Annotated in this window: 23 protein-coding genes, 1 tRNA gene and 1 pseudogene; 15 read left to right on the forward strand and 10 right to left on the reverse strand. The window is 69.5% G+C overall.

The window, feature by feature from the left end; translation table 11 throughout:
* Positions 1-64: 64 nt before the first annotated feature.
* The 7 genes from OX958_RS05610 to OX958_RS05640 all read right to left on the reverse strand — a co-directional run bounded on the left by OX958_RS05610 (position 65) and on the right by OX958_RS05640 (position 5,334).
* Complete coding sequence (locus OX958_RS05610) at positions 65-223, reverse strand: hypothetical protein (protein ID WP_270136095.1); 159 nt, start codon at positions 221-223, stop codon at positions 65-67.
* Positions 224-236: 13 nt separating this feature from the next.
* On the reverse strand, positions 237-368 hold the full coding sequence (locus OX958_RS05615) for a hypothetical protein (RefSeq protein WP_270136096.1): 132 nt from the start codon (positions 366-368) through the stop codon (positions 237-239).
* 212 nt (positions 369-580) lie between these two features.
* Positions 581-1,510 (reverse strand): PfkB family carbohydrate kinase, encoded by a 930-nt coding sequence (locus tag OX958_RS05620; protein ID WP_270136097.1) that lies wholly within the window; start codon positions 1,508-1,510, stop codon positions 581-583.
* Positions 1,507-2,601: an ADP-ribosylglycohydrolase family protein gene (locus OX958_RS05625; RefSeq protein ID WP_270136098.1), complete on the reverse strand. Its 1,095-nt coding sequence runs from the start codon at positions 2,599-2,601 to the stop codon at positions 1,507-1,509. Before OX958_RS05625 ends, OX958_RS05620 begins: the two co-directional genes overlap by 4 nt.
* Entirely contained in the window at positions 2,598-3,305 is a 708-nt protein-coding gene (locus tag OX958_RS05630; protein WP_270136099.1) for a GntR family transcriptional regulator, read from the reverse strand. Before OX958_RS05630 ends, OX958_RS05625 begins: the two co-directional genes overlap by 4 nt.
* A gap of 8 nt (positions 3,306-3,313) precedes the next feature.
* Positions 3,314-3,865 (reverse strand): cysteine hydrolase family protein, encoded by a 552-nt coding sequence (locus OX958_RS05635; protein WP_270136100.1) that lies wholly within the window; start codon positions 3,863-3,865, stop codon positions 3,314-3,316.
* The gene (locus OX958_RS05640; RefSeq protein WP_270136101.1) at positions 3,865-5,334 is read right to left on the reverse strand and encodes a purine-cytosine permease family protein; all 1,470 of its coding nucleotides are present in this window, start codon (positions 5,332-5,334) and stop codon (positions 3,865-3,867) included. Before OX958_RS05640 ends, OX958_RS05635 begins: the two co-directional genes overlap by 1 nt.
* Positions 5,335-5,440: 106 nt before the next feature.
* Between OX958_RS05640 and OX958_RS05645 the strand changes: the two genes are divergently transcribed.
* From OX958_RS05645 to OX958_RS05665, 5 genes are read left to right on the forward strand one after another with little or no spacing between them, the layout of a single operon-like run.
* A complete protein-coding gene (locus tag OX958_RS05645; protein ID WP_270136102.1) occupies positions 5,441-6,292 on the forward strand; it encodes an alpha/beta fold hydrolase in 852 nt (283 codons plus the stop codon).
* 5 nt (positions 6,293-6,297) lie between these two features.
* Complete coding sequence (locus tag OX958_RS05650; RefSeq protein ID WP_270136103.1) at positions 6,298-6,873, forward strand: NADH-quinone oxidoreductase subunit B; 576 nt, start codon at positions 6,298-6,300, stop codon at positions 6,871-6,873.
* Positions 6,870-7,553 (forward strand): NADH-quinone oxidoreductase subunit C, encoded by a 684-nt coding sequence (locus OX958_RS05655; protein WP_270136104.1) that lies wholly within the window; start codon positions 6,870-6,872, stop codon positions 7,551-7,553. Before OX958_RS05650 ends, OX958_RS05655 begins: the two co-directional genes overlap by 4 nt.
* Positions 7,550-8,212, forward strand: a complete 663-nt coding sequence (locus tag OX958_RS05660; protein WP_270136105.1) for a hypothetical protein — start codon at positions 7,550-7,552, stop codon at positions 8,210-8,212. Before OX958_RS05655 ends, OX958_RS05660 begins: the two co-directional genes overlap by 4 nt.
* Complete coding sequence (locus tag OX958_RS05665; protein ID WP_270136106.1) at positions 8,209-8,481, forward strand: hypothetical protein; 273 nt, start codon at positions 8,209-8,211, stop codon at positions 8,479-8,481. The genes OX958_RS05660 and OX958_RS05665 overlap by 4 nt, the downstream gene beginning before the upstream one ends.
* Here OX958_RS05665 and OX958_RS05670 read toward each other — a convergent pair.
* Positions 8,464-9,315: an SDR family oxidoreductase gene (locus tag OX958_RS05670; RefSeq protein ID WP_270136107.1), complete on the reverse strand. Its 852-nt coding sequence runs from the start codon at positions 9,313-9,315 to the stop codon at positions 8,464-8,466. The two genes, OX958_RS05665 and OX958_RS05670, sit on opposite strands and share 18 nt — an antisense overlap.
* An 89-nt stretch (positions 9,316-9,404) precedes the next feature.
* Here OX958_RS05670 and OX958_RS05675 point away from each other — a divergent pair, with 89 nt between their 5' ends.
* The 10 genes and pseudogenes from OX958_RS05675 (at position 9,405) to OX958_RS05720 (ending at position 19,272) form a co-directional block, all read left to right on the forward strand.
* Positions 9,405-10,355 (forward strand): complex I subunit 1/NuoH family protein, encoded by a 951-nt coding sequence (locus tag OX958_RS05675; protein WP_270136108.1) that lies wholly within the window; start codon positions 9,405-9,407, stop codon positions 10,353-10,355.
* 53 nt (positions 10,356-10,408) lie between these two features.
* Positions 10,409-10,753: a YciI family protein gene (locus tag OX958_RS05680; protein WP_270136109.1), complete on the forward strand. Its 345-nt coding sequence runs from the start codon at positions 10,409-10,411 to the stop codon at positions 10,751-10,753.
* Positions 10,754-10,902: 149 nt separating this feature from the next.
* A complete protein-coding gene (locus OX958_RS05685) occupies positions 10,903-12,162 on the forward strand; it encodes an RNA polymerase sigma factor (protein ID WP_270139004.1) in 1,260 nt (419 codons plus the stop codon).
* Positions 12,163-12,303: 141 nt separating this feature from the next.
* Positions 12,304-13,065, forward strand: coding sequence for a methylenetetrahydrofolate reductase (locus OX958_RS05690; RefSeq protein WP_270136110.1), 762 nt, complete (start codon positions 12,304-12,306; stop codon positions 13,063-13,065).
* A 207-nt stretch (positions 13,066-13,272) separates the two neighbouring features.
* A pseudogene (locus OX958_RS05695) lies at positions 13,273-13,488 on the forward strand (4Fe-4S binding protein); the annotation flags it as partial.
* A 179-nt stretch (positions 13,489-13,667) separates the two neighbouring features.
* Positions 13,668-14,168 carry an NADH-quinone oxidoreductase subunit J family protein gene (locus OX958_RS05700; RefSeq protein WP_270136111.1) on the forward strand — a complete coding sequence of 167 codons (501 nt, stop codon included), beginning with the start codon at positions 13,668-13,670 and terminating at the stop codon, positions 14,166-14,168.
* A gap of 1 nt (position 14,169) precedes the next feature.
* Complete coding sequence (gene nuoK, locus OX958_RS05705; protein ID WP_270136112.1) at positions 14,170-14,508, forward strand: NADH-quinone oxidoreductase subunit NuoK; 339 nt, start codon at positions 14,170-14,172, stop codon at positions 14,506-14,508.
* Positions 14,505-16,271 carry an NADH-quinone oxidoreductase subunit 5 family protein gene (locus tag OX958_RS05710; RefSeq protein WP_270136113.1) on the forward strand — a complete coding sequence of 589 codons (1,767 nt, stop codon included), beginning with the start codon at positions 14,505-14,507 and terminating at the stop codon, positions 16,269-16,271. The genes nuoK and OX958_RS05710 overlap by 4 nt, the downstream gene beginning before the upstream one ends.
* The gene (locus OX958_RS05715) at positions 16,268-17,821 is read left to right on the forward strand and encodes a complex I subunit 4 family protein (protein ID WP_270136114.1); all 1,554 of its coding nucleotides are present in this window, start codon (positions 16,268-16,270) and stop codon (positions 17,819-17,821) included. Before OX958_RS05710 ends, OX958_RS05715 begins: the two co-directional genes overlap by 4 nt.
* Positions 17,818-19,272 (forward strand): NADH-quinone oxidoreductase subunit N, encoded by a 1,455-nt coding sequence (locus tag OX958_RS05720; protein ID WP_270136115.1) that lies wholly within the window; start codon positions 17,818-17,820, stop codon positions 19,270-19,272. Before OX958_RS05715 ends, OX958_RS05720 begins: the two co-directional genes overlap by 4 nt.
* Here OX958_RS05720 and OX958_RS05725 read toward each other — a convergent pair.
* Both OX958_RS05725 and OX958_RS05730 read right to left on the reverse strand, forming a co-directional pair.
* Positions 19,269-20,381 carry a hypothetical protein gene (locus OX958_RS05725; protein WP_270136116.1) on the reverse strand — a complete coding sequence of 371 codons (1,113 nt, stop codon included), beginning with the start codon at positions 20,379-20,381 and terminating at the stop codon, positions 19,269-19,271. The genes OX958_RS05720 and OX958_RS05725 overlap by 4 nt on opposite strands.
* A 136-nt stretch (positions 20,382-20,517) precedes the next feature.
* Positions 20,518-20,600: transfer RNA gene (locus OX958_RS05730), tRNA-Tyr, on the reverse strand.
* Positions 20,601-20,602 lie beyond the last annotated feature (2 nt).

Here is a 20,602-nt window from a genome sequence, read left to right on the forward strand (position 1 = left end):
TCCGGACCGAGAGAAAAGCCGTCCCCGACCGGGGTGATCCGATCGGGGACGGCGGCGACGGCCGTCATGCGGCCGTGGTGGGGCGCAGAGCGCGGCGAGCATGCCGCGGCTCAGGCTTGGCCGCCTGCTCCGGGCGCTCCCGGCGGGTCCGGCTGAACTCGCGCTTGATCCGCTCCTGCCGGTAGCTGGTCTCTGCCTGCACGGACTGGGGGGTGATGAACATGGTGTGCCTCCCTTCAGACGTTCTTGGTGAACAGGTGGACGATGCTGCGGCGGGTCGACGGCTTGCGGGCGGACCTGCGGTAGTCGCGGGTGAGCCGCTCCCTGCGGTAGGTGACCTCTGCCTTGACCGAGTCGTTCGTGAACATCTGGGTGCCTCCTGGCTGGTGTTTCACCGACTCCTTGTCGATGGCTCCAATCTGCTCTTCTGAGGAGGGCCGGCACATCGGTACTAGTCCCTACCTAGGGCCCTCAGGCGCGTACTAGGTACTCCGCCGCGGCACTAAGACGTCCCGGACAGCAGTACGGCCGAGACCCCGGGAGGGGGTCTCGGCCGTACTGGCAGGAAGGGATCGGTGTACTACTCCCTATGCGGTGCCTGGAGACCCCTTAGATAGGTCTCCAGCTCATCCTTGGTGGGCCCAGTGGCCGGTCCTCGCCGGGTGACCGCCAAGGCCGCGGCCCCGTTGGCCCGGCGGGCCGCCTCGACGGGGTCTTTGCCTTGAGCAATCCCGGCCAGGAATGCCCCGGCATGGGCGTCACCAGCTCCGTTGAGATCCACAGCCCGTACTGCGAACCCATCGATCCGCTTGACCTCCTGACCCCGTACTGCGAGCACACAGCCCGCCGGCCCGGTACGGACGAGCACGTCGGCTCGCAGAGTCCTCCCGCGTACTGCGCGCGCTGCGTCCCCGGGATCGGCCAGGCCGGTCAGCAGAGTGGCCTCGGCGGAGTTCGAGCTCCACCAGTCGACCCTGGCGAGCACCGCCTCCAGTGCGTGCTCGGGGATCTCGGCGACGAGCGGTCCGGGGTCGAAGAAGACCTCGACGTCATCGGGCAGCTTGGCGAGCCAGGGGAGCAAGGCGGCTCGGTTGGAGTCGTGCAACAGGCTGTACCCGGAGAGGTAGACGAGGTCCTCATCGCCGGGCTCGGGGAGTTCGTCGCCGGTGAGAGTCGCCTCGGCGCCGCGGCTGGTGACGAAGGTGCGTTCGCCGGTGGCGTCGACGAGGGTGACGGCGAAGCCGGTGTCCAGGTCCTCCCTTGCGGGGTGCAGCCACTTGATCCCGGCTTCGGTGAGCGCCTCACGGGCCTGGGTGCCGAAGGGGCCGGTGCCGTGCGCGCCGGCGTACAGGGTGGGGAGGCCTTGGCGGACGGCCGCGGCCATCACGTTGAAGCCGCCGCCGGTCGTCGCCGTGGTGCTGGAGGCGAATGCGTCGCCGCCGCGCGGCGGGAGCTCGTCGACGGTGAGGACCAGGTCGATCACGACGTTGCCGAGGTGCAGGAGCCTCATCCGGAACGGACCTCCAGCAGCTGCCCGGCGAGTTCCTCGAGACGCAGTCCGTTGACTCTGGCAACGGTCGCGCGAGCGTCGGTGGGGAAGCCGTCGAGGCCGTGGCAGGCGCCCGCGATCGCCCCGGCGATCGCGGCGATCGTGTCGGTGTCACCGCCGACCGACGCGGCCAGGCGGACGGCCGGCCACGGGTCGCCGGGGAAGGCGGCGAGGACGGCGAACGCGGCCGGTACGGATTCCTGGCTGGCCAGGCTGGTGCCGACCAGGTCGGAGAGAAGTGCAGACACGGCGCCCGGCCGAGGAGGGGTAGTGCCAGGCGCCGTGTCGATCAGGGTGGTGGCCCAGGCGATGCGGGTCGCGAGATCCGCACCGGCCACCCAGTGGCCGCGCTTCGAGGCCTCGCCTGCCGCGTGGATCGCGAGCCGGGTCGCTTCGGCGACCGTCGCGCCGTCGATGCCGGCGCTCACCGCTGCCGCAACGGCCGCCGCGGCCGACAGCGCGAGGCCGGTGTTGTGGGTGACCGCACTCGCAGCGACCACGCGGTCGAGCAGCAGGTCGAGATCGGTGGAGGGTGTGGCGATACCGACCGGCGTGACGCGCATCGCGGCACCGTTGGTGGTGCCGTAGCGGCCGGTCTCGCCGATGTCCTTACCCTGCAGGAGTTCTTCGATGGCTCGCTTGGTGGAAGGACCGAGCAGGTCGAGCGACCCACGCGCCCGCATCCCGTCCTCCCACTCGACCAGCTTGTGGGCCAGCTCCCGTCCGTCCACTTCTCCACCCGACGAGACCACCAGCCGCGCCAGCAGCAGGGCCTGCTCGGTGTCGTCGGTGATCGCCCCGGCCGGCATCCCCGCCGCCAGTGGCTGGTCCTCCGGTGCCGGGTGGAAACCGTCCAGTACCTCGCCGTACCGCTCGATGATGAGTGCCCTGGGCAACGACTGGGTCGGCATCCCGAGTGCATCGCCAATGGCCAGCCCATAGAGCGCGCCCGCGGCGCGGGAACTGGCGGCGGAGCCGCTCGCCCCAGGGGCGGAGGCGTGCTCCCCGCCCCTCCCGCCGGCGCCGGAGGCGCTGTCCGGTCGCGGGGTCATGTGGAGTGTCCGGTGTAGTTGAGGTTGAGCTCGAAGTGCGTGGGGTCCAGCAGGCTGTCCACCTGCTCGGCGAAGCGGTGGTCGGGGGTGAAGCTGACCCGGCGGGTGTGCAGGAACCACGTGCCTTCCGGGCGGTCCAGCAGGATCGCCTCCTCGGGGTCGAGGGGGCGGCCGCGGAGGCGTTGCTCGCCGTGATCGAGGTGCAGGCCTGCACGGCTCAGGGTGGCGGTGATCGAGTTCTCGTCCAGGCCGCGTTCGGGCAGGTCGCGCAGTGCCTCCAGGGCCGGGACGCAGCTGCGCTCGAGCGAGATCGCTTCGCCGCCCACGATCACCCGCAGGCGCTGGATCACGATCACGTCGGGGGAGTCGAGGCCCAGCCGATCAGCCAGTTCGTGGTCCTGTTCGTGGGCCAGCCGCAGCAGCTGGACTCGCGTCTCCACACCTTGCTGCGCCAATGCGTGGGTCCAGCCGAGCCGGTCGTCCAGCGGCCGCCCGTCGAACAGGACAAACGACCCTTTGCCGGTCCGGGTGGTGATCAGCCCGTCCTCGTTCAGCACCGCCAGTGCGGAGCGGACCGTGTTCCGGCTGACCGAGAACCGCTTCGCCAGCTCCACCTCGCCGGGCAGCTGGTCACCGTGCCCGACCCGGCCGGAGCGGATCTCCCGCGCCAGGATGGACGCGATCCGCTCGTGCTTGAGATTCACCCCACGGATCACTGGTGCCGCTCTCCGGCCTGTTGCTCACGGATGGTGCCGACCGTGACGACCTCGAGCATCGGCGCGTACAACCGCATGATGTCCAGCGCCTTGTGATGAGTCGCCTCGTCGACCCCCGCACACGCGTCAGCCACCACCTGCACCCGTACGCCGGCGTCGGCGGCCGCCAATGCTGTCGTCAGCACGCAGCAGTCGGTGGTCACGCCCGACAGCACCAGGTGCCCACCGGGACCGACCACCTCGGCCAGCTCCGGTCCCCACTTGCCGAAGGTCGTCTTGTCGAGTGTCGGCACTCCCTGGAACTCCTCCACCAGTTGATAGGCGTAGGAGTCCGGCGGCTGCAACGCGAACGGCCACTGCTGGTAGTACGGGATCCAGGATCCGGCCGGTTCCGCAGGCGCGACGAAACGGGTGAAGACGGCGGTGGGGATCAGTTCGAGCAGCTCCTGGGTCGGCTTGACCACCCGCTCGAAGTCCGGTGTCGCCCAGCCGCTCTCGGGCTCGGCGAAGATCCGCTGCAGATCGATCAGGGCCAGTACCGGTGCCATCAGACCGGCACCTCCTGGGCCCGCACGCGCGACCGGCCGGCGAAGTACTGGACCACGAATCCCAGCACCAGCGCGAAGAGTACGCCGAGGTTGGCGAACGCCCAGGCCCCTTCTTTGCCGCCCAGGCCGAGCGGCCCGAGCAGGTAGCCCTGCCAGGTCAGCCAGCTCGCCAGACTGTTGGTGACCAGACCCCAGCCGATCGCGGTCGCGGCCACCATGGTTGCTATCGGCAACCACTGGATGTCGCCGTACCGGCCGCGGCGGTCGAAGAGTTCCGCGTCGGCGTAGTCACGCCGGCGAGCCGCGATATCGGCGAGCATGATGCCGCACCAGGCCGCCACCGGGACGCCGAGCGTGATCAGGAAGCCCTGGAACTGGGACAGGAAGCTGTCGCTGGAGAAGAACACCACGTAGATCGTCCCGGCGATCATCACCAGACCGTCGATGAAGGCTGCGACGTACCGCGGTGCCGGCAGTCCGATCGAGAGCAGCGCGAGGCCGGACGAGTAGATGTCCAGGACGGCGCCGCCCACCAGGCCGAGCACCGCCACGATCACGAACGGCACCAGGAACCAGGTCGGCAACGCCTCGGCCAGCGCGCCGATCGGGTCGGCGGCGATCGCGGTGCTCAGGTCAGGGGAGGAGCCGGCGAGCAGGAGGCCGAAGACCAGCAGGACGACCGGCGCGATCGAGGAGCCGAACGTCGTCCAGCCGACCACGCCGCGGCTGGACGCCGTCCGGGGAAGGTAGCGGGAGTAGTCGGCGGCGGCGTTCACCCAGCCGAGGCCGAAGCCGGTCATCAGGAACACCAGCGCACCGAGGACCGCCTGGCTCGAACCGCTCGGCAGCGCGCTGACTGCGCTCCAGTGCACCTGGTCGGCGACCAGCGCGATGTAGACGACGGTCAACACGCCGGTGACGATCGTGATCACCGTCTGGGCCCGCATGATCAGGTCGAAGCCGAGCACGCCGCAGACGACGATCAGGGTGCCGACCACGACCAGCGCGATCACCTTGGTGATCGCGCCACCGCCCCAGCCGAGCCGTTCGAACACGGTCGCCGTGGCGAGCGTCGCGAGGATCGTCAGCACGGTCTCCCAGCCGACGGTCAGCAGCCAGGACACCAGCGACGGGAGTTTGTTGCCACGGACCCCGAACGCCGCGCGGCTGAGCACCAGGGTGGGGGCCGATCCGCGCTTCCCGGCCAGGGAGATCAGCCCGCAGAGCAGGAACGAGAAGACGATGCCCAGGACGCCGGCGATCACCGCCTGCCAGAACGAGATGCCGAAGCCGAGCGCGAAGGCGCCGTAGCTGAGCCCGAGCACCGAGACGTTCGCGCCGAACCACGGCCAGAACAGTTGTCGCGGAGTGCCCTTGCGGTCGGTGTCGGCGATGACGTCCAGGCCCGCGCTCTCGATCGAGAACGCCTTCCTGCCTTCGACAGCGTCGACCCGCAGCTGATCAGCCATCCGCGCTCCCCACCGAAATGAACCTGTCCAGTCCTGTCCAATTCACGGTAGGTCGCCGGCTGGTCGCGGTCAAGCGAGGGTTTGACCGGGCCCTCATGATGGGTCCATGCCGAACAGTGCAGCTGTCGACGGATTCTCGCTGGCCTACGACCACGCGGGGGAGGGCCCGGCTGTGGTGCTGCTGCACGGCTGGCCCGGCGATCGGACCGACTACCGGCGACTGGCGCCACTGCTGGTGGAGCAGGGGCACGAGGTCGTCGTACCGGATCTGCGCGGGTTCGGGGAGTCGGACAAGCACGTGGCCGACCCAGCAGCGCAGTACGGGGTGGCGGGGCAGGCGCGGAGTGTGCTGGCACTGATGGAGGAGCTCGGGCTGGAGCGGCCGGTGCTGGCCGGCTACGACATCGGCAGCCGGATCGCGCAAGGCATCGCGCGGAGTCACCCGGACCTGGTGGACGGGCTTGTGGTCGCGCCGCCGCTGCCGGGGATCGGTAAGCGGGTGTTCTCTGAGCGGGCGCAGGCGGAGTTCTGGTACCAGGCCTTCCACAAGCTGCCGGTGATCGAGCAACTGGTCGACGGGCAGCCGGAGGCGGTCAGGGCTTACCTGCAGCACTTCTGGACGCACTGGTCGGGGCCGGGCTTCGTGCCGGAGCTGGAGCACCTGGTGGAGGTCTACTCGGCTCCTGGCGCTTTCACGGCCTCGATCAACTGGTACCGGGCCGGTGCGGGCTCGGTGGCGACTTCGGCTGCGGAGACGGCGCCCGCGTCGTACGACCGGATCGGCGTACCGACTGTGGTGTTGTGGCCGGAGTTCGATCCGCTGTTCCCGCGTGCCTGGTCGGACCGGCTGGACGACTTCTTCAGCGACGTCCGGCTGCGCACTGTCGACGGCGTCGGCCACTACGGGCCACTGGAATACCCGGAGATCTTCGCGGAAGAGATTGTCGGACTAGGCTGACCTGTATGCCTGACAGTCCCGTTCACCTGCCGACGCCGACCGTGCGACCGGTTGTGGGCACGCTGGCGAAGCTCGCGCCCGAGCCGGTGCGGTACCTGCTGAACTGGGGCCGCAAGTACTCGCTCTGGGTCTTCAACTTCGGCCTGGCCTGCTGCGCGATCGAGTTCATCGCGGCGTCGATGGGACGGCACGACTTCATCCGGCTCGGCGTGATCCCGTTCGCGCCCGGGCCGCGGCAGGCCGACCTGATGGTGGTGTCGGGCACGGTGACCGACAAGATGGCGCCCGCGATCAAGCGGCTCTACGACCAGATGCCGGAGCCGAAGTACGTGATCTCCTTCGGCTCCTGCTCGAACTCCGGCGGACCGTACTGGGACTCGTACTGCGTCACCAAGGGCGTCGACCAGATCATCCCGGTCGACGTCTACGTGCCGGGCTGCCCGCCGCGGCCGGAGGCGTTGCTGCAGGGCATCCTCAAGCTGCAGGAGAAGATCGCCGGCGAGAACGTCACCAGCCGGTATGAGCCGTCGCCGCAGGCGCTGACCCGCGGTCTGGTCGCGCCGCCCGGAGCGCAGGAGTGAGCGACGACGTCCTCGGCGCGCTGACCGAGGCCGGGATCACCGGGACCAGGATCGACACCTTCGGGCCGCGGACGATCGACGTACCGGCGGAGTCGTGGACCAGCGCCCACGAGGTACTGCGGGACGTGGTCGGCCTGACCTTCTTCGACTTCCTGACCGCGAGCGACGAGCTCGCCGACGGGTTCCGGGTGGTCACCCACCTGGCCGACTTCTGGGGCGGCGCGCACGTCGACCACCTGATCGTCCGGACGCTGATCCCTCGCGCCGCGCCGTCGCTGGCCACCCTCTCCGACCTGTACGCCGGTGCGAACTGGCACGAGCGCGAGACCTTCGAGATGTTCGGCATCACCTTCGACGGCCACCCCAACCTGGTGCCGTTGCTGCTGCCGGACGGGTTCGAGGGAAACCCGCTGCGCAAGGAGTTCGTGCTCGCGTCGCGGATCGCCAAGCCGTGGCCCGGGGCCAAGGAGCCGGGCGAGTCCGCCGACCACGCACCCAAGGCAGGCGCGCCGAGCCGTCGCCGTACGCTGCCGCCGGGCGTGCCCGACCCCGAGTCCTGGGGGCCGCGCCCACCTGGTTCTCCCGACCCCGATCCGCTGGCTCCCGCCCTCACCGCGGCCACCCCCGCGCGACCGCGGCGAGCAGCGAAACAAGCGGCGAAGAAGCCAGCGGCCGAGTGATCCCCAGTGCGGCGGAGCTCGCGGCGTACACGCTCGAACGCCAGCATCCGCTGACCCGGCAGTGGGTGGACGACGAGACCCGGCTGGAGTTGCTGACCGAACAGCATGCGGGCCTGGACGTCCTGCTGGCCCAGGACCGATCGATCGCCGAGTCGCGGATCGAGCGGCTGGCTCCCGGTACGCCGGTGGACGCGATGCTCAACCACTGGGTGCTGGTCGGCAACGACCTGCACGCCATGCTGAGCATGCGCTTCGAAGGTCTCGACGTCACCAAGCCTTTCGTGGACGCCTCCCCGCTGAGCCGCCCACTCGAGCCCCGCGACCTGTCGGGCCTGGCCGCTGCCGCGATGGAGATCTATCGGGTCCACAGGCCGCGGTACGTCCGGCTGTGGAGTTCCGAGCCGATCGACGCTTTCCCAGGTACGCAACGCGACCGCCGCTTTCTGGGCGCTCCGATCGCCGACCTGCAGCCGTACGGCGTACCGGGTGGTCTTGCGTTGACCCCTGCAGCCACGGTCGACCACTACGACGAGGCGCTGGCGGCCTATGCGGCAGTGGACCGTGACCACCCCGCCCACTCCGAGCAGGCCTCACTGGCCAGCTTGGAGAGCCTCCAAGACTCGGCGGACCAAGGGCTCCTCTCTTCGACATCACCATGAACGGCGCCTGGGCCGGCTACTCAGCCGCCTGCACCGACAGCGACGACACCCTCGGGCTGCCTAGCTACGTAGTACTGGACGTCCTGCTCACGAAGTCCTTCCGTGGCCAAGGCCTGGGCCGCCACCTGGCGCCACTACTGGCCCAGTCCCTCCCACGCCAGTCGCACATCCTCCTAGGCGCCGTCCACGCCGACAACCACGGCGCCCGCACCGCAGCCCTCGCCGCCGGCCGCCACGACCTCGGCGGCTGGCTACTCAAACCGCTGTGACGGCCGGAAGGTGTTGGCGTGTTCTGCTGCCCAGGTGCGGAAGGTGAGCGGTGGGCGGTTGAGGAGTGACTCGACTGTGGTGGTGACTGGCTCGGGGGAGTCGATGAGTGAGTGCCAGTAGGCCAGTGCGCCGTCGATGAAGCTGGGGTCGGCGCCCTGGGCGAGCATGACCTGCCGTGCCTCGTCCGGGGTCTGCTCTTCGACTCGTACCGGCTTGCCGATCGCGTGACTCAGGGCGGCGACCTGCTCCGACTGCGTCAGTACCTCTGGGCCGGTCAGCGAGTACTTCTGGCCGACATGCTTGTCGTCCAGCAACGCCAGTACGGCGACCGCGGCGATGTCGCGCTCGTGGATCAACGACCGGCCGGCACCAGGCGACGGCATCCGTACGACGTCGCCGAGGCGGAGTTCGTCCGCCCACTCCAGCGTGTTCGCCATGAAACCGCCCGGTCGCAGGAACGTCCAGTCCGCGCCGGCCAGCAGCACCTCGACCTCGCCCCACACGCCGCTCGCGGCGGGGTCCTCATCGCTGACGTTCAACGACGACAGGTAGACCACGCGCGAGACCTGCCGAGTCAGAGCAGACACGGTCTGCTCCGCACCCTCAGCACTGAACGACGGCCACAGCAGGAAGGCTGCATCGGTCCCGGTGGCGGCTCGTTCGACGGACGCCGGGTCGTACAGGTCGCCCGCCGCCAGCTCCACGTCCGGCGGCAACCCGGCCTGCGAAGGATCGCGGACCAGCGCCCGCACGCTCACTCCGGCGTCCAGCAGGCCCTGTACTACGTGGCGCCCGACGCGTCCGGTGGCTCCGGTGACGAGGACTGTGGTCATGAGGTGAACAACTCCTTGGCTCGGCGTTTCTCCACACCCTGGGACCTCAACGATGGTTCAGGTCAAGCCGGAGTCGATAGGGTGCCCTCATGCTCGAGTTCGTGGTGCGCGTCGTAGGGGTGCTGGCCGCGTTCCTGGTCGCGCCCTTGGTGGTCGGTCAGGCCGAGCACAAGGTGATGGCGCACATGCAGTCGCGGCTCGGGCCGATGTACGCCGGGGCCTTCCACGGCTGGGCGCAACTGGTCGCCGACGGCGTGAAGTTCGTCCAGAAGGAGAGCGTCACGCCCGCGGCCGCCGACAAGCGCGTCTTCGAGTGGGCGCCGATCGTCGCGATCCTGCCGTACATGGCGGCCATGGCGGCGATCCCGATCGCCCCGGGCATCGTCGGCGCCGACCTCGACTCCGGGCTGTTCTTCGTGCTCGCGGTGATGAGCGTCGGCGTACTCGGCTCGCTGATGGCCGGCTGGGCCAGCGGCAACAAGTACAGCCTGCTCGGTGGCCTCCGGGTCGCGGCCCAGCTGATGAGCTACGAGTTGCCGTTCGTGCTGGCCGCGGCGAGTGTCGCGGTCGCCGCCGGCACTCTCAGCCTGACGGGCATCGTCGGCGCCTGGAGCCCGTGGTGGTTGCTCTGGCAGCTCCCCGGCATGGTGGTCTTCTTCATCGCCGGTCTGGCCGAGCTGCAGCGGCCGCCGTTCGACATGCCGGTGGCCGACTCCGAGGTGATCTTCGGGCCCTACACGGAGTACACCGGGCTCCGGTTCGCGCTGTTCCTGCTCGCGGAGTACGCCGGAATCGTGATCCTGGCCGGGCTCACCACGGTCCTGTACCTCGGTGGCTGGAGCGGGCCCGGTCCGGACAGCATCGGCTGGATCTGGACCGTCCTGAAGGTGGCGGCGGTCTCGCTGCTGGTCATCTGGGTGCGGGTCGCCTTCCCGCGGCTGCGCGCCGACCAGCTCCAGAAGCTGGCCTGGCAGGCGCTGGTGCCGGTGGCGCTGCTGCAGCTCGCGCTCACCGGTGTCGGCGTCATCGTCTTTTTCTGAGTGGCCTGTCGATCGAGGCCGATCTCCTTCGTGTAGGAGGTAAAGGAGGCACGATGAAGAACTATCTGCTCAGCATCTACCAGCCCGACGGACCGGCACCCTCGCCCGAGTTCCTCGAGCCGATCATGAAGGACCTCGCGGTCTGGAACGACGAACTGCGCGCCGCCGGGGCGTGGGTGTTCAGCGCCGGGCTGCACCCGGCGGAGTCGGCGACCGTACTGCGCGCCGACGGCGGCGAGGTGCTGCTGACCGACGGGCCCTTCACCGAGGGCAAGGAACACCTCGGCGGCTTCACCGTCGTCCGGGCCGCGGATCTCGACGAAGCCCTCGGCTGGGCGCGCAAACTCGCGGTCGCCCTGCGGGCGTTGTCGGTCGAGGTCAGACCTTTGGCCGAATGACCGAGCACCCCGAGCACCCCGAGCACCTTGTGCCGGCGGACGGGGCGCGGCCGGACGGGCTGCCGCCGGGAGGGGCGCTACCGGAAGGGCTGCCGCCGGCCGCGCTGCCGCCGGGAGGGGCGCTGCCAGGAGGAATACCACCGGGAGGAATGCCACCGGGAGGTGCGCCGCCGGAGGAGCTGCCGCCGGGCGGCGTACCGGTGGTGTCGCCGAGCGAGGTGGCGGCCGTGTTCCGGGCGGAGTACGGGCGGGCGGTCGCCGTGCTGGCCCGGGTGTTCGGGGATCTCGACATCGCCGAGGACGCGGTGCAGGAAGCGTTCCTGACCGCGACCGCGAAGTGGCCGGCCGCCGGGCTCCCACCGAGCCCGGCCGGCTGGATCATCACGACGGCCCGCAACCGCGCGATCGACCGGCTGCGCCGCGAGTCCTCCCGCGAGGACAAGCAGGCCCAAGCGGCCCTGCTGCACGCCCAGGACGAGCCAGTGGAGGAGGGTGCCGTGCGCGACGACCGGCTTCGGCTGATCTTCACCTGCTGCCACCCTGCCCTCGCGCTCAACGTCCGGGTCGCGCTCACCCTGCGGCTGCTCGGCGGTCTCACCACTCCCGAGATCGCCCGCGCGTTCCTGGTGCCGGAGGCGACGATGGCGCAGCGAATCGTCCGCGCCAAGGCCAAGATCCGCACCGCCGGCATCCCGTACCGCGTGCCCTACGAGGCGGATCTGCCCGAGCGCGTCCGCGGCGTCCTCGCCGTCGTCTACCTGATCTTCAACGAGGGCTACACCGCCTCGTCGGGCGACGACCTGATCCGCACAGAGCTCTGCCAGGAGGCGATCCGCCTCGGCCGCCTGCTGGCCGAACTGATGCCCGACGAACCCGAAGCCCTCGGCCTCCTCGCCCTGATGCTCCTCCAGGAATCGCGGCGTCCCGCACGAGTCGCCGCGGACGGCGCACTGATCCTGCTGGCCGACCAGAACCGCGACCTCTGGGACCGCTCGCTGGTCGCCGAAGGCCAGGACCTCGTACGCCGCTGCCTCCGCCGCAACCACCCCGGCCCGTACCAGCTGCAAGCCGCCATGAACGCGGTCCACAGCGATGCCCCGACCGCCGCGGACACCGACTGGCGTCAGCTCGTCCAGCTCTACGACCACCTGCTCGCCCTCGAACCGAGCCCGGTCGTCGCCCTCAACCGCGCGGTCGCCGTCGGCGAGGTCGAAGGCCCCGCAGCCGCCCTCGCCCTGGTCGACGACCTCGACCTGGGCAGCTACTACCTCTTCCACGCCATCCGCGCGGAACTCCTCAAACGCCTCGACCGCCGCGAGGAAGCAGCCGCGGCGTACCGATCGGCCCTGGAACTGACCACCAACACCGCCGAACGCGACTTCCTCCACCGCAGCCTGCAAACCCTCTGAGCCCGCCCAGCCCTGGCTCTCGAACACAAGGACAGGCAGTAGTCGCCCTGTTCTGGCCTGCCCACGCTCACGATCAGCCGGAATGATCGCCGCACCGCGACTACTGCCTGTCCTTCTGCACGCCATCTAAGCTCCCGTCCCATGACCGACGGATTCGAACTGGTATGTGAGGTAGAGCCGCCGACGCGGCCGGAACTGAAGAAGGTCCGGCACCAGATCGGAGTGCTGAGCCCGATCGCGGACGCGTTCCTGATCCCGGACAACCACATCGGCAGGGCGACCGTCTCGAGCGTTGCCGTCGCCAACGAGGTCCAGGCGATGGGCGCCCGGGGCATCGCCTGCCTGAACTCCCGGGACCGCAACCTGCTCGGCTTCCGACGAGACCTGTTGACGGCGGCGGCGTACGGCGTGGAGCAGTTCCTGTTCGTGCACGGCGACGACCCGACCGAAGGGGCGCGGACGAGCCAGCTGACCGTGCGCACGATGATCGAGGAGACTCGTGCGACGAGCTTTCCCGGGGTTGAGCCGTTCCAGGTCGGCGCGACTACGCGGCTGCGCTCAGTGCCGGCGTGGAAGGCCGAGGCCGACTTCCTGTTCGTCCAGGTCAGCTACGACCACGACGAGCTGCTCCGATGGCGGGACAGCGTCGCGCTCAATATCCCCGTGTACGCCGGTGTGATGGTGCTGGCGAGTGCCAAGATGGCCGCAGACCTGGCGAAGCTGCCGCAGTTGACCATCCCCGACGCGCTGGTCGAGGCGGTCGAGCGGGACCCGGATGCGGGGGTCGAGGCAGCCTGCGAGCAGATCCTGAGGATCCGCGACAGCGGTGCCTTCCAAGGCGTCCATCTGATCCCGGTGAGCCGCTACCGGCAGGTCGCCGCACGCCTGGAACGCGGACTCTGACACCTCGTGGCGTCGTCACCGGCCGAAACCGGTTAATGTCAGCGTGCAGAACCGACTGACGGAGGAGGAGGCGTGGCCGTACCAGGGAAGGGTCTGATCGATGGCCTGAAGGTCACCGCCAAAACGCTGGGCCGCCGAGCCGTCACCGAGCAGTACCCCGATGTGCAGCCCGAGCTGGCGCCGCGCACCCGGGGGGTGATCGCGCTGATGGAGGAGAACTGCACCTCGTGCATGCTCTGCGCGCGCGAGTGCCCGAGCTGGTGCATCTACATCGACTCGCACACCGAGACCGCGCCGTCGGTCGGTGAGCAGGCCCGCGAGCGCAGCCGGAACGTGCTGGACCGGTTCGCGATCGACTTCAGCCTCTGCATGTACTGCGGGATCTGCATCGAGGCCTGCCCGTTCGACGCGCTGTTCTGGTCGCCGGAGTTCGAGTACGCCGAGACCGAGCTGCGCAACCTCACGCACGAGAAGGACAAGCTGCGGGACTGGATGTGGACGGTGCCCGCACCCCAGCCGATCGACCCGGGGCCCTCGGTGATCGAGCCCGCCGCGGAGCCTGCCACGGAGCCCACCACCGGGCCGGCCGCGGAGGGCGAGGGGTGACCACTGCGCTCTTCTCCATCGCGGGGGCGGTGGCGCTGCTGTCGGCGGTCATGGTCGTCACGTCCCGCCGGATCGTGCACGCCGCGCTCTGGCTGGTGGTCGCGCTCGGCGCCGTCGCCGGCTGCTTCGGGGCACTGCATGCGGAGTTCGTCGCGCTGGTCCAGATCCTGGTGTACGTCGGCGCCATCGTCGTACTGGTGCTGTTCGCGCTCATGCTCACCAAGGCGCCGACCAACCCACTGCCCGCGTCGACCACCGGCCGCAGCCCGTTCGCCGCCGTCGTCGCCGGGGTCCTCGCGCTGGTCCTGGGCACCGGCGTTGTGCTTGCCTTTGGCAACGAAAAGATCGATCCCGTACCGGCCGGTGACGCCGAGGCCGTCGGGAACGCGGTGTTCCGGATCTGGGTGCTGCCCTTCGAGGTGCTCTCGGTGCTGCTGCTCGCCGCCCTGATCGGCGCGATCGTGCTCTCCCAGCGCAGCGGCAAGAAGGGCGACTGAGATGCCGATCGTCGTTCCACTGCTGCTCGCCGTCGCGCTGTTCTGCCTCGGCGTGTACGGCGTACTGGCTCGCCGCAACGCCATCACGATGCTGATGTCGTTCGAGCTGATGCTGAACGCCGTCACCCTCAACCTGGTCGCCTTCGACGCCTGGCACGTCGACGGACTCGCCACCGGTCAGACCCTGGCGGTCTTCGTCATCACGATCGCCGCCGCCGAGATCGGTCTCGGCCTGGCGATCGTGCTGCTCCTGTTCCGGGGCCACGGCCACGTCGACGCCGACGCCGCGCGGGATCTGGTGGAGGCCAAGGAGCCGGTCGAGAAGGGCGCCGAGAAGTGATCGCCACCGCCTGGCGCGTGATCGGCGTCGGCTTCTCCCTGCTCGTCGTCCTCACGGCCGGCCTGCTGTACGGCGTGGACGCCCAGCAGAAGAGTTTCGGCGGCGTCTTCGTCGGCCCCGAGGTCTTCATCAACTACGACCTCCGCACCGACGACCTGACGGTGCTGATGCTGGCGATCGTCGGCGTCGTCTCGGCCTGCGTCCAGCTCTACTCGATCGGCTACCTGCACGAGCGCGTCGCCTCCTACACCGCCCTGGTCACCCTGTTCACCGCGTCGATGGTGACCGTGGTGGTCTCCGACAGCCTGTTCCTGCTGCTGATCGGCTGGGAACTGATGGGCGCCTGCTCCTACCTGCTGATCGGTCACTACTGGGAACGCCGCGACGCCCGCTCCGGCGCGATGAAGGCGTTCCTGATGACCCGCCTCGGCGACGTCGGATTCCTGTTCGGCATCTTCGTGCTCGGCCTCGGCTACGACACCTTCACCATCTCCGAGCTGGGCGACAGCCCGATCTCGCCCGGCGCCCTGACCGCCGGCACGATCCTGATCCTGGTCGGCATCATCGGCAAGTCCGCCCAGGTCCCGTTGCAGACCTGGCTGCCGGACGCGATGCCCGGCCCGAGCCCGGTCAGCGCGCTGATCCACGCGGCCACCATGGTCGCGGCCGGCGTCTTCCTGATCGCCCGCCTGTACGACGTGTTCGCCGCGGCCCGGACTACCCTCACCGTGCTGGCCGTGATCGCCTGCGTGACGATGCTCTTCGCCGCCCTCTGCGCGATGGCCGCCGTCGAGGTCAAGCGGGTGCTCGCCTGGTCGACGGTGAGCCAGTTGGCGATCATGTTCGCCGGCCTCTCGCTAGGCACCGAGGACGGCCGCCACGCCGCGCTGTTCCACCTGCTCACCCACGCCGCCTTCAAGGGCCTGCTCTTCCTCTGCGCCGGCGTGCTCCTGCACCAGGTCGGCAGCGCCGCCTTCGTCGTACTGCGCCGCTACACCCGCAACGGCCTGCTCCGGAAGCGGCTGCCGGTCACCTTCGTCACCATGACGATCGGCCTCGCCGCACTCGTCGGAGTACCAGGGTTCGCGGGCTTCTTCTCCAAGGACTCCGTGGTCGAAGCCGCCTGGCACCACGCCCGCGACGGCTCGACCCTCGGCTGGTTCGTACTCGTCTCGGTCTGCCTGACCGCCGCGCTGACCGCCTTCTACTGCGTCCGCCTCTGGCTCTGGGTCTTCTTCCGTACTCCGGCGCTGGCCGGCGCCCTCGGCGCGTTCGAGGCCGACGACCCGATGGCAGATCTCGAGGAGCCGGACTCCAGCAAGCTGCGCGACGGCAACTGGCTGATGCTCGTGCCGTTGATCCTGCTCGCGCTCGGCGCCATCGGACTCGGGTACGCCGACGGCGTCCACCTCAGCTGGGCGATCGCGTTGCTGACGACCGTGCTCGCTCTGTTCGGCGCGCTGCCGGCGTACTCGCTGTGGCAGCGCGGGGCTGACCCGCGACCGGTCTTCCTGGAACGCGAGTTCGGGCTGGACGCGGCGTACCAGCGGGCGGTCGTCGGACCGGTGAACTGGCTGGCCAAGCTCGCCGTCGGTGGCGATCGGGACGTGATCGGGGCTTACGTGCGCGGGACCGGGCGAGCCGGAGTGCTGGCTTCGGCCGGGTTCCGGAAGTTGCAGACAGGCAATGTGCAGACGTATCTGACGGCGGCAGTCGTCGGCGTGGTCGCGCTCGCGATCCTGGCGGGGGTGATCGGCTCATGAACTGGTTGCTGATCGCGCTGCTGGCTGTGCCCGCCTTGGCCGCGGCGGTTCTGTGGGCGATGCCCGCGGGCACCGGCGACCGGGTCGCGGCGATCGTCGGGTCGGTGGTCTCCGGCCTAGTGCTGATCGGCTCCGGCGTCCTCTGGTGGGATCTGGTCCGTCCTCGCGGTGGGCCAGTGACTCTGGGCCTGGCAGCGCTTCCGAAGGAAACGCCGCGGACCCTCCCCGGCAAGGTCCACGCGTACGCCGAAACCGACGTCTCCTGGATCCCCGCCCTCGACGTCCGCTTCCACCTCGGCATCGACACCATCTCGATGCCGCTCATCGTCCTGACCGCCCTGCTCGTCCTCCTCTGCTGCCTCTACTCGCTCCGCATCACCCCGCGCATCGGCCGCACCCGCTCACTGATCGCGCTGCTGCTGGTGATCGAGACCGGCGTGATCGGCACCTTCGCGTCCCTCGACCTGGTGCTGTTCTTCCTGTTCTTCGAGGTCGTGCTGATCCCGATGTGGCTGGTGATCGACATCTGGGGTGACGACCACGACCCGGCCGGACGGCGCCGCGCGGCGACCACGTTCGTGCTGATGACGGTGTTCGGCTCGGCCCTGATGCTGCTCGGTTTCCTGCTGGTGCACCGGCAGGCCGGCACCTTCGACCTCGAAGTACTGGGCGCGAATCCGGTCACCGGCGGACACGGGATCGCGTTGATCGCGGCCGTGCTGATCGCGGTCGGGCTCGCCGTGAAGATGCCGCTCTGGCCGCTGCACATCTGGTTGCCCGACGCGCACGCCAAGGCGCCCACCGTCGGCTCGGTGCTGCTGGCCGGAGTGCTGCTGAAGCTCGGCAGCTACGGCATGATCCGGATCCTGCTCCCGGTGCTGCCCGACGCGACGGCCACCCTCGCGCCGTACCTGGCGGGCTTCTCCACCGTCGCGATCATCGCCGGTTCGCTGGCCTGCCTGGCGCAGACCGACCTCAAGCGGCTGATCGCGTACTCCAGCGTCGGGCACATGGGGTTCATCGGCCTCGGCATCGCCACCATGTCACCGGAGGGGCTGGCCGGGGCGATGTACGCGAACATCGCGCACGGCATCATCACCGGCCTGCTGTTCTTCCTGGCCGGCGGAATCAAGGACCGGCACGACACCAGCGACCTGCGCGCGATCGGTCGGGCCCTGTACGCCCGGCTGCCGCGGATCGGCGGGCTGCTCACCTTCGCCTGTCTCGCGTCGCTCGGGCTGCCCGGCCTGGCCGGGTTCTGGGGCGAGATGCTGATCCTGCTCGGCGCCTACCATCCGGCCGATTCGTTGCCACGGACAACCTTCCTGGTGCTGATGGTGATCGCCGGACTGGGCGCGGTGCTGACCGCGGCGTACTTCCTCAAACTGGTCCGGCAGCTCAACCAGGGTGATCCGGCCGAACACCCGGCGACTGCCTTCGCGGTGGACCTGAGCCGGATCGAGCTGATCACCTGGGCTCCGCTGGTCGTGCTCACCGTCGTCCTGGGTCTCTGGCCCCCGTTGCTGCTCGACTACTGGAACTTCTCATGACGATCACCTGGACCGACTGGCAGGCGACCGCGGTACCGCTGGTACTGGCGCTCGGCGCTGTCGCCGTACTGCTGATCGACGGTTTCTGGAGCAGCGGCAGCAAGCAACTCAAGCACGCCGCGAGCACGCTGATCAGCGGTGGCGTGATCCTGTTCGGGCTCGCCTTCGTGGTCGCGCAGCGGGACGGCTTCAAGGCGGCCTTCTGCCGCTCGGCGGTCGAGGGACCGGCCGAGTGCAGTCTGGTGATCGAGCCGCTGACGATCGGGCTGTGGGCCGTGCTGCTGATCGGCGGGCTGGGGGTCGTCGGGCTTTCGGCGTACCGGCTGTTGCCGGCGGACGTCCCGGTGGGGGAGTACCACTTCCTGCTGCTCAGCGCGCTGGTCGGCGCGACCGTGCTGGCAGGCGCGCGTGACCTCGCCACCGTGGTGATCGCGCTGGAGGTGGTCTCGCTGCCGAGCTTCGCGATGGTCGCGCTGCGGCGGGACCGGCGCGGCTCCGAGGCGGCGCTGAAGGCGTTCCTGGTGTCGGTGCTGTCGACGGCCGTGATGCTGTTCGGCATCTCCTACCTGTACGGCGTGACCGGGTCGATCTATCTGCAGACGATCGCGACCCGGCTGCCCGGGATCGACCCGGACCTGCGCCGGGTCGCCTTCGCCGCGGGGCTGTTCGTGATCGTCGGGTTCGGCTTCAAGATCGCCGCGGTGCCGTTCCACGGCTGGCTGCCGGACACGTACTCCGGTGCGCCGGTCGAGGTGACCGCCTTCCTGGCCGTCGTGTCGAAGTCGGCGGGCGTGGCCGGTCTGCTGGTCCTGGTGACCTACGGGATCGCACCGAACGACTCGGACCTGCGGATCGCCATCGCTGTCCTGGCGGCTCTGACGATGACTGCCGGCAACCTCGCCGCGCTGCGTCAGGTCGAGGCGGTCCGGCTGCTCGCCTGGTCGTCGATCGGTCAGGTCGGCTTCCTGCTCGCTCCGCTCGCGGTCGGTGACGCCCAAGCTGTGGTGGGCTACCTGGCGGCGTACGTGGTGGTCACGCTCGGCGCCTTCGGTGCGGTCGCGGTGGTCCAGCGGCACCGCCCTGGCGGGCTGCTGCTGTCCGACTACCGAGGCATGGTCCGCTCGGAGCCGGGCCTCGGGGTGGCGCTCGTCTTCTTCCTGGTGGTGCTGGCCGGCCTCCCACCGGGCCTGGCCGGCCTGTTCACCAAGTTCGCCGCGTTCCAGGCAGTCATCGACGCGCACCTGGGCTGGCTGGCCCTGGTGATGGCGCTGAACGTGATGATCGGTCTCGCGGTCTACCTGCGCTGGATCGCCGAGCTCTTCCGGCTGCCGGTCGACGATCCGTTCTCCGTCGACATCGAGACGCCGGCGGTCACCGTGATCTCGCTGTGCGCCGGGGCGGCCGTCGTACTGTCGGTCCTCCCCGGCGCCTTGTTCGCGCTGGTGAACTAGCTCTTCGTCGCGAGGTACAGCCGCAGGATCGTGTCGTAGTCGATCAGCTCGAGACCGGCGACGGTCTCGGTCGGGTTCTCGCCGGTGCCGAGAACGAGCAGTTTCCGCGGCTGGGTGATCTCGACGTCGTACTTCGTCCTGGCGAAGGCCTGGTGGGCCGCGCTCTCGAAGTACTCCCCGTACTCCGCGGCGCGCTGCTGGCCGTCGGCCGCCGCGGTGGAGCGGCGGCGCTTCTTGCCGTCCTTCGTGGTCTCGAGCAGCGGCAACGCCAGGTCGCCGACGATGTGGGTGCCGTCCTCGCGCTGCAGGATGAAGTCGGGCGTGACCGCCGTACCGTCCTCGCGCTCCAGCACCGGCTCACGCACCAGCCGGGTCGCCTCGAAGGCGCCGAGCAGGATGTCCTCGTGCTGCTGCAGGAACTCGCCCACGGTCGTCTTGTGCAGCCCGTGCTGGTACGTCGCCGCGAACGGCTCAGCCTTGAGCAGCGCCTCAACCTGACCGCGCGGCACGGCCAACGTGCCGACCGGGTCGAGGTGCGGCGCCTGGTTGACCAGCTGCTGCAGCCACTCGCGGTACTTGTCGGCCGGCTCGGAACGGTGGATCGCGATCGCCAGGAAGGTCCAGCGGATCCGCACTGACGATTCCGTGCTGGCGACCAGCAGGACCCGCTCCAGCGCCGAGTAGTTGCCCGGGGCAAAGCCCAGCAGCTTGTTCTCGCCGGTGCCGACCAGCTCACGCCCGATCATCCGCTGAACGCCCGGGAAGTGGCTCTCCAGCACGCTCCGGCCGAACTCGGTCGCAATAGTCGCGTCCTGGTACCGGTCGTCGGTCTTGAGCACCACGACCGGGCCCTCGCCCGCCACGGCACCGAAGTACTCGTCGATCCCGGCGGCCTTCTGCTTGCGCACCTCCAGCGACCGGAACTCCCGGCTCACCCCGACCAGCTCCAGGATGTTCCAGTCCGGCGTCTCGGTCAGCACCAGCTGCCGCGGGTAGAGCAACGGCCCGACCAGCTCACGCCCGTGACTCACCGGCAGGTGCTCACTCACGCTCTTGAGGTGTTCTCCCCAGAACTGACTGTTCACCTTGACGAACTCGGTGGGTTTCATCGCGCGCTGTCTCCTAGCTTCTCGGCCGAACCCCGACTCCAGCAGCAACCCCCGGCTGCCCCACCAGTATTCCCTGCCCCGCACCACGAAACAGCCCCCGACCGCATCGCTGCGATCGGGGGCTGCTCAGCTCCGGTGGCGAGTGCAGGGTTCGAACCTGCGTAGGCAGAAGCCGGCAGATTTACAGTCTGCTCCCTTTGGCCGCTCGGGCAACTCGCCAG

The organism is Kribbella sp. CA-293567 (assembly GCF_027627575.1).
GTDB lineage: Bacteria > Actinomycetota > Actinomycetes > Propionibacteriales > Kribbellaceae > Kribbella.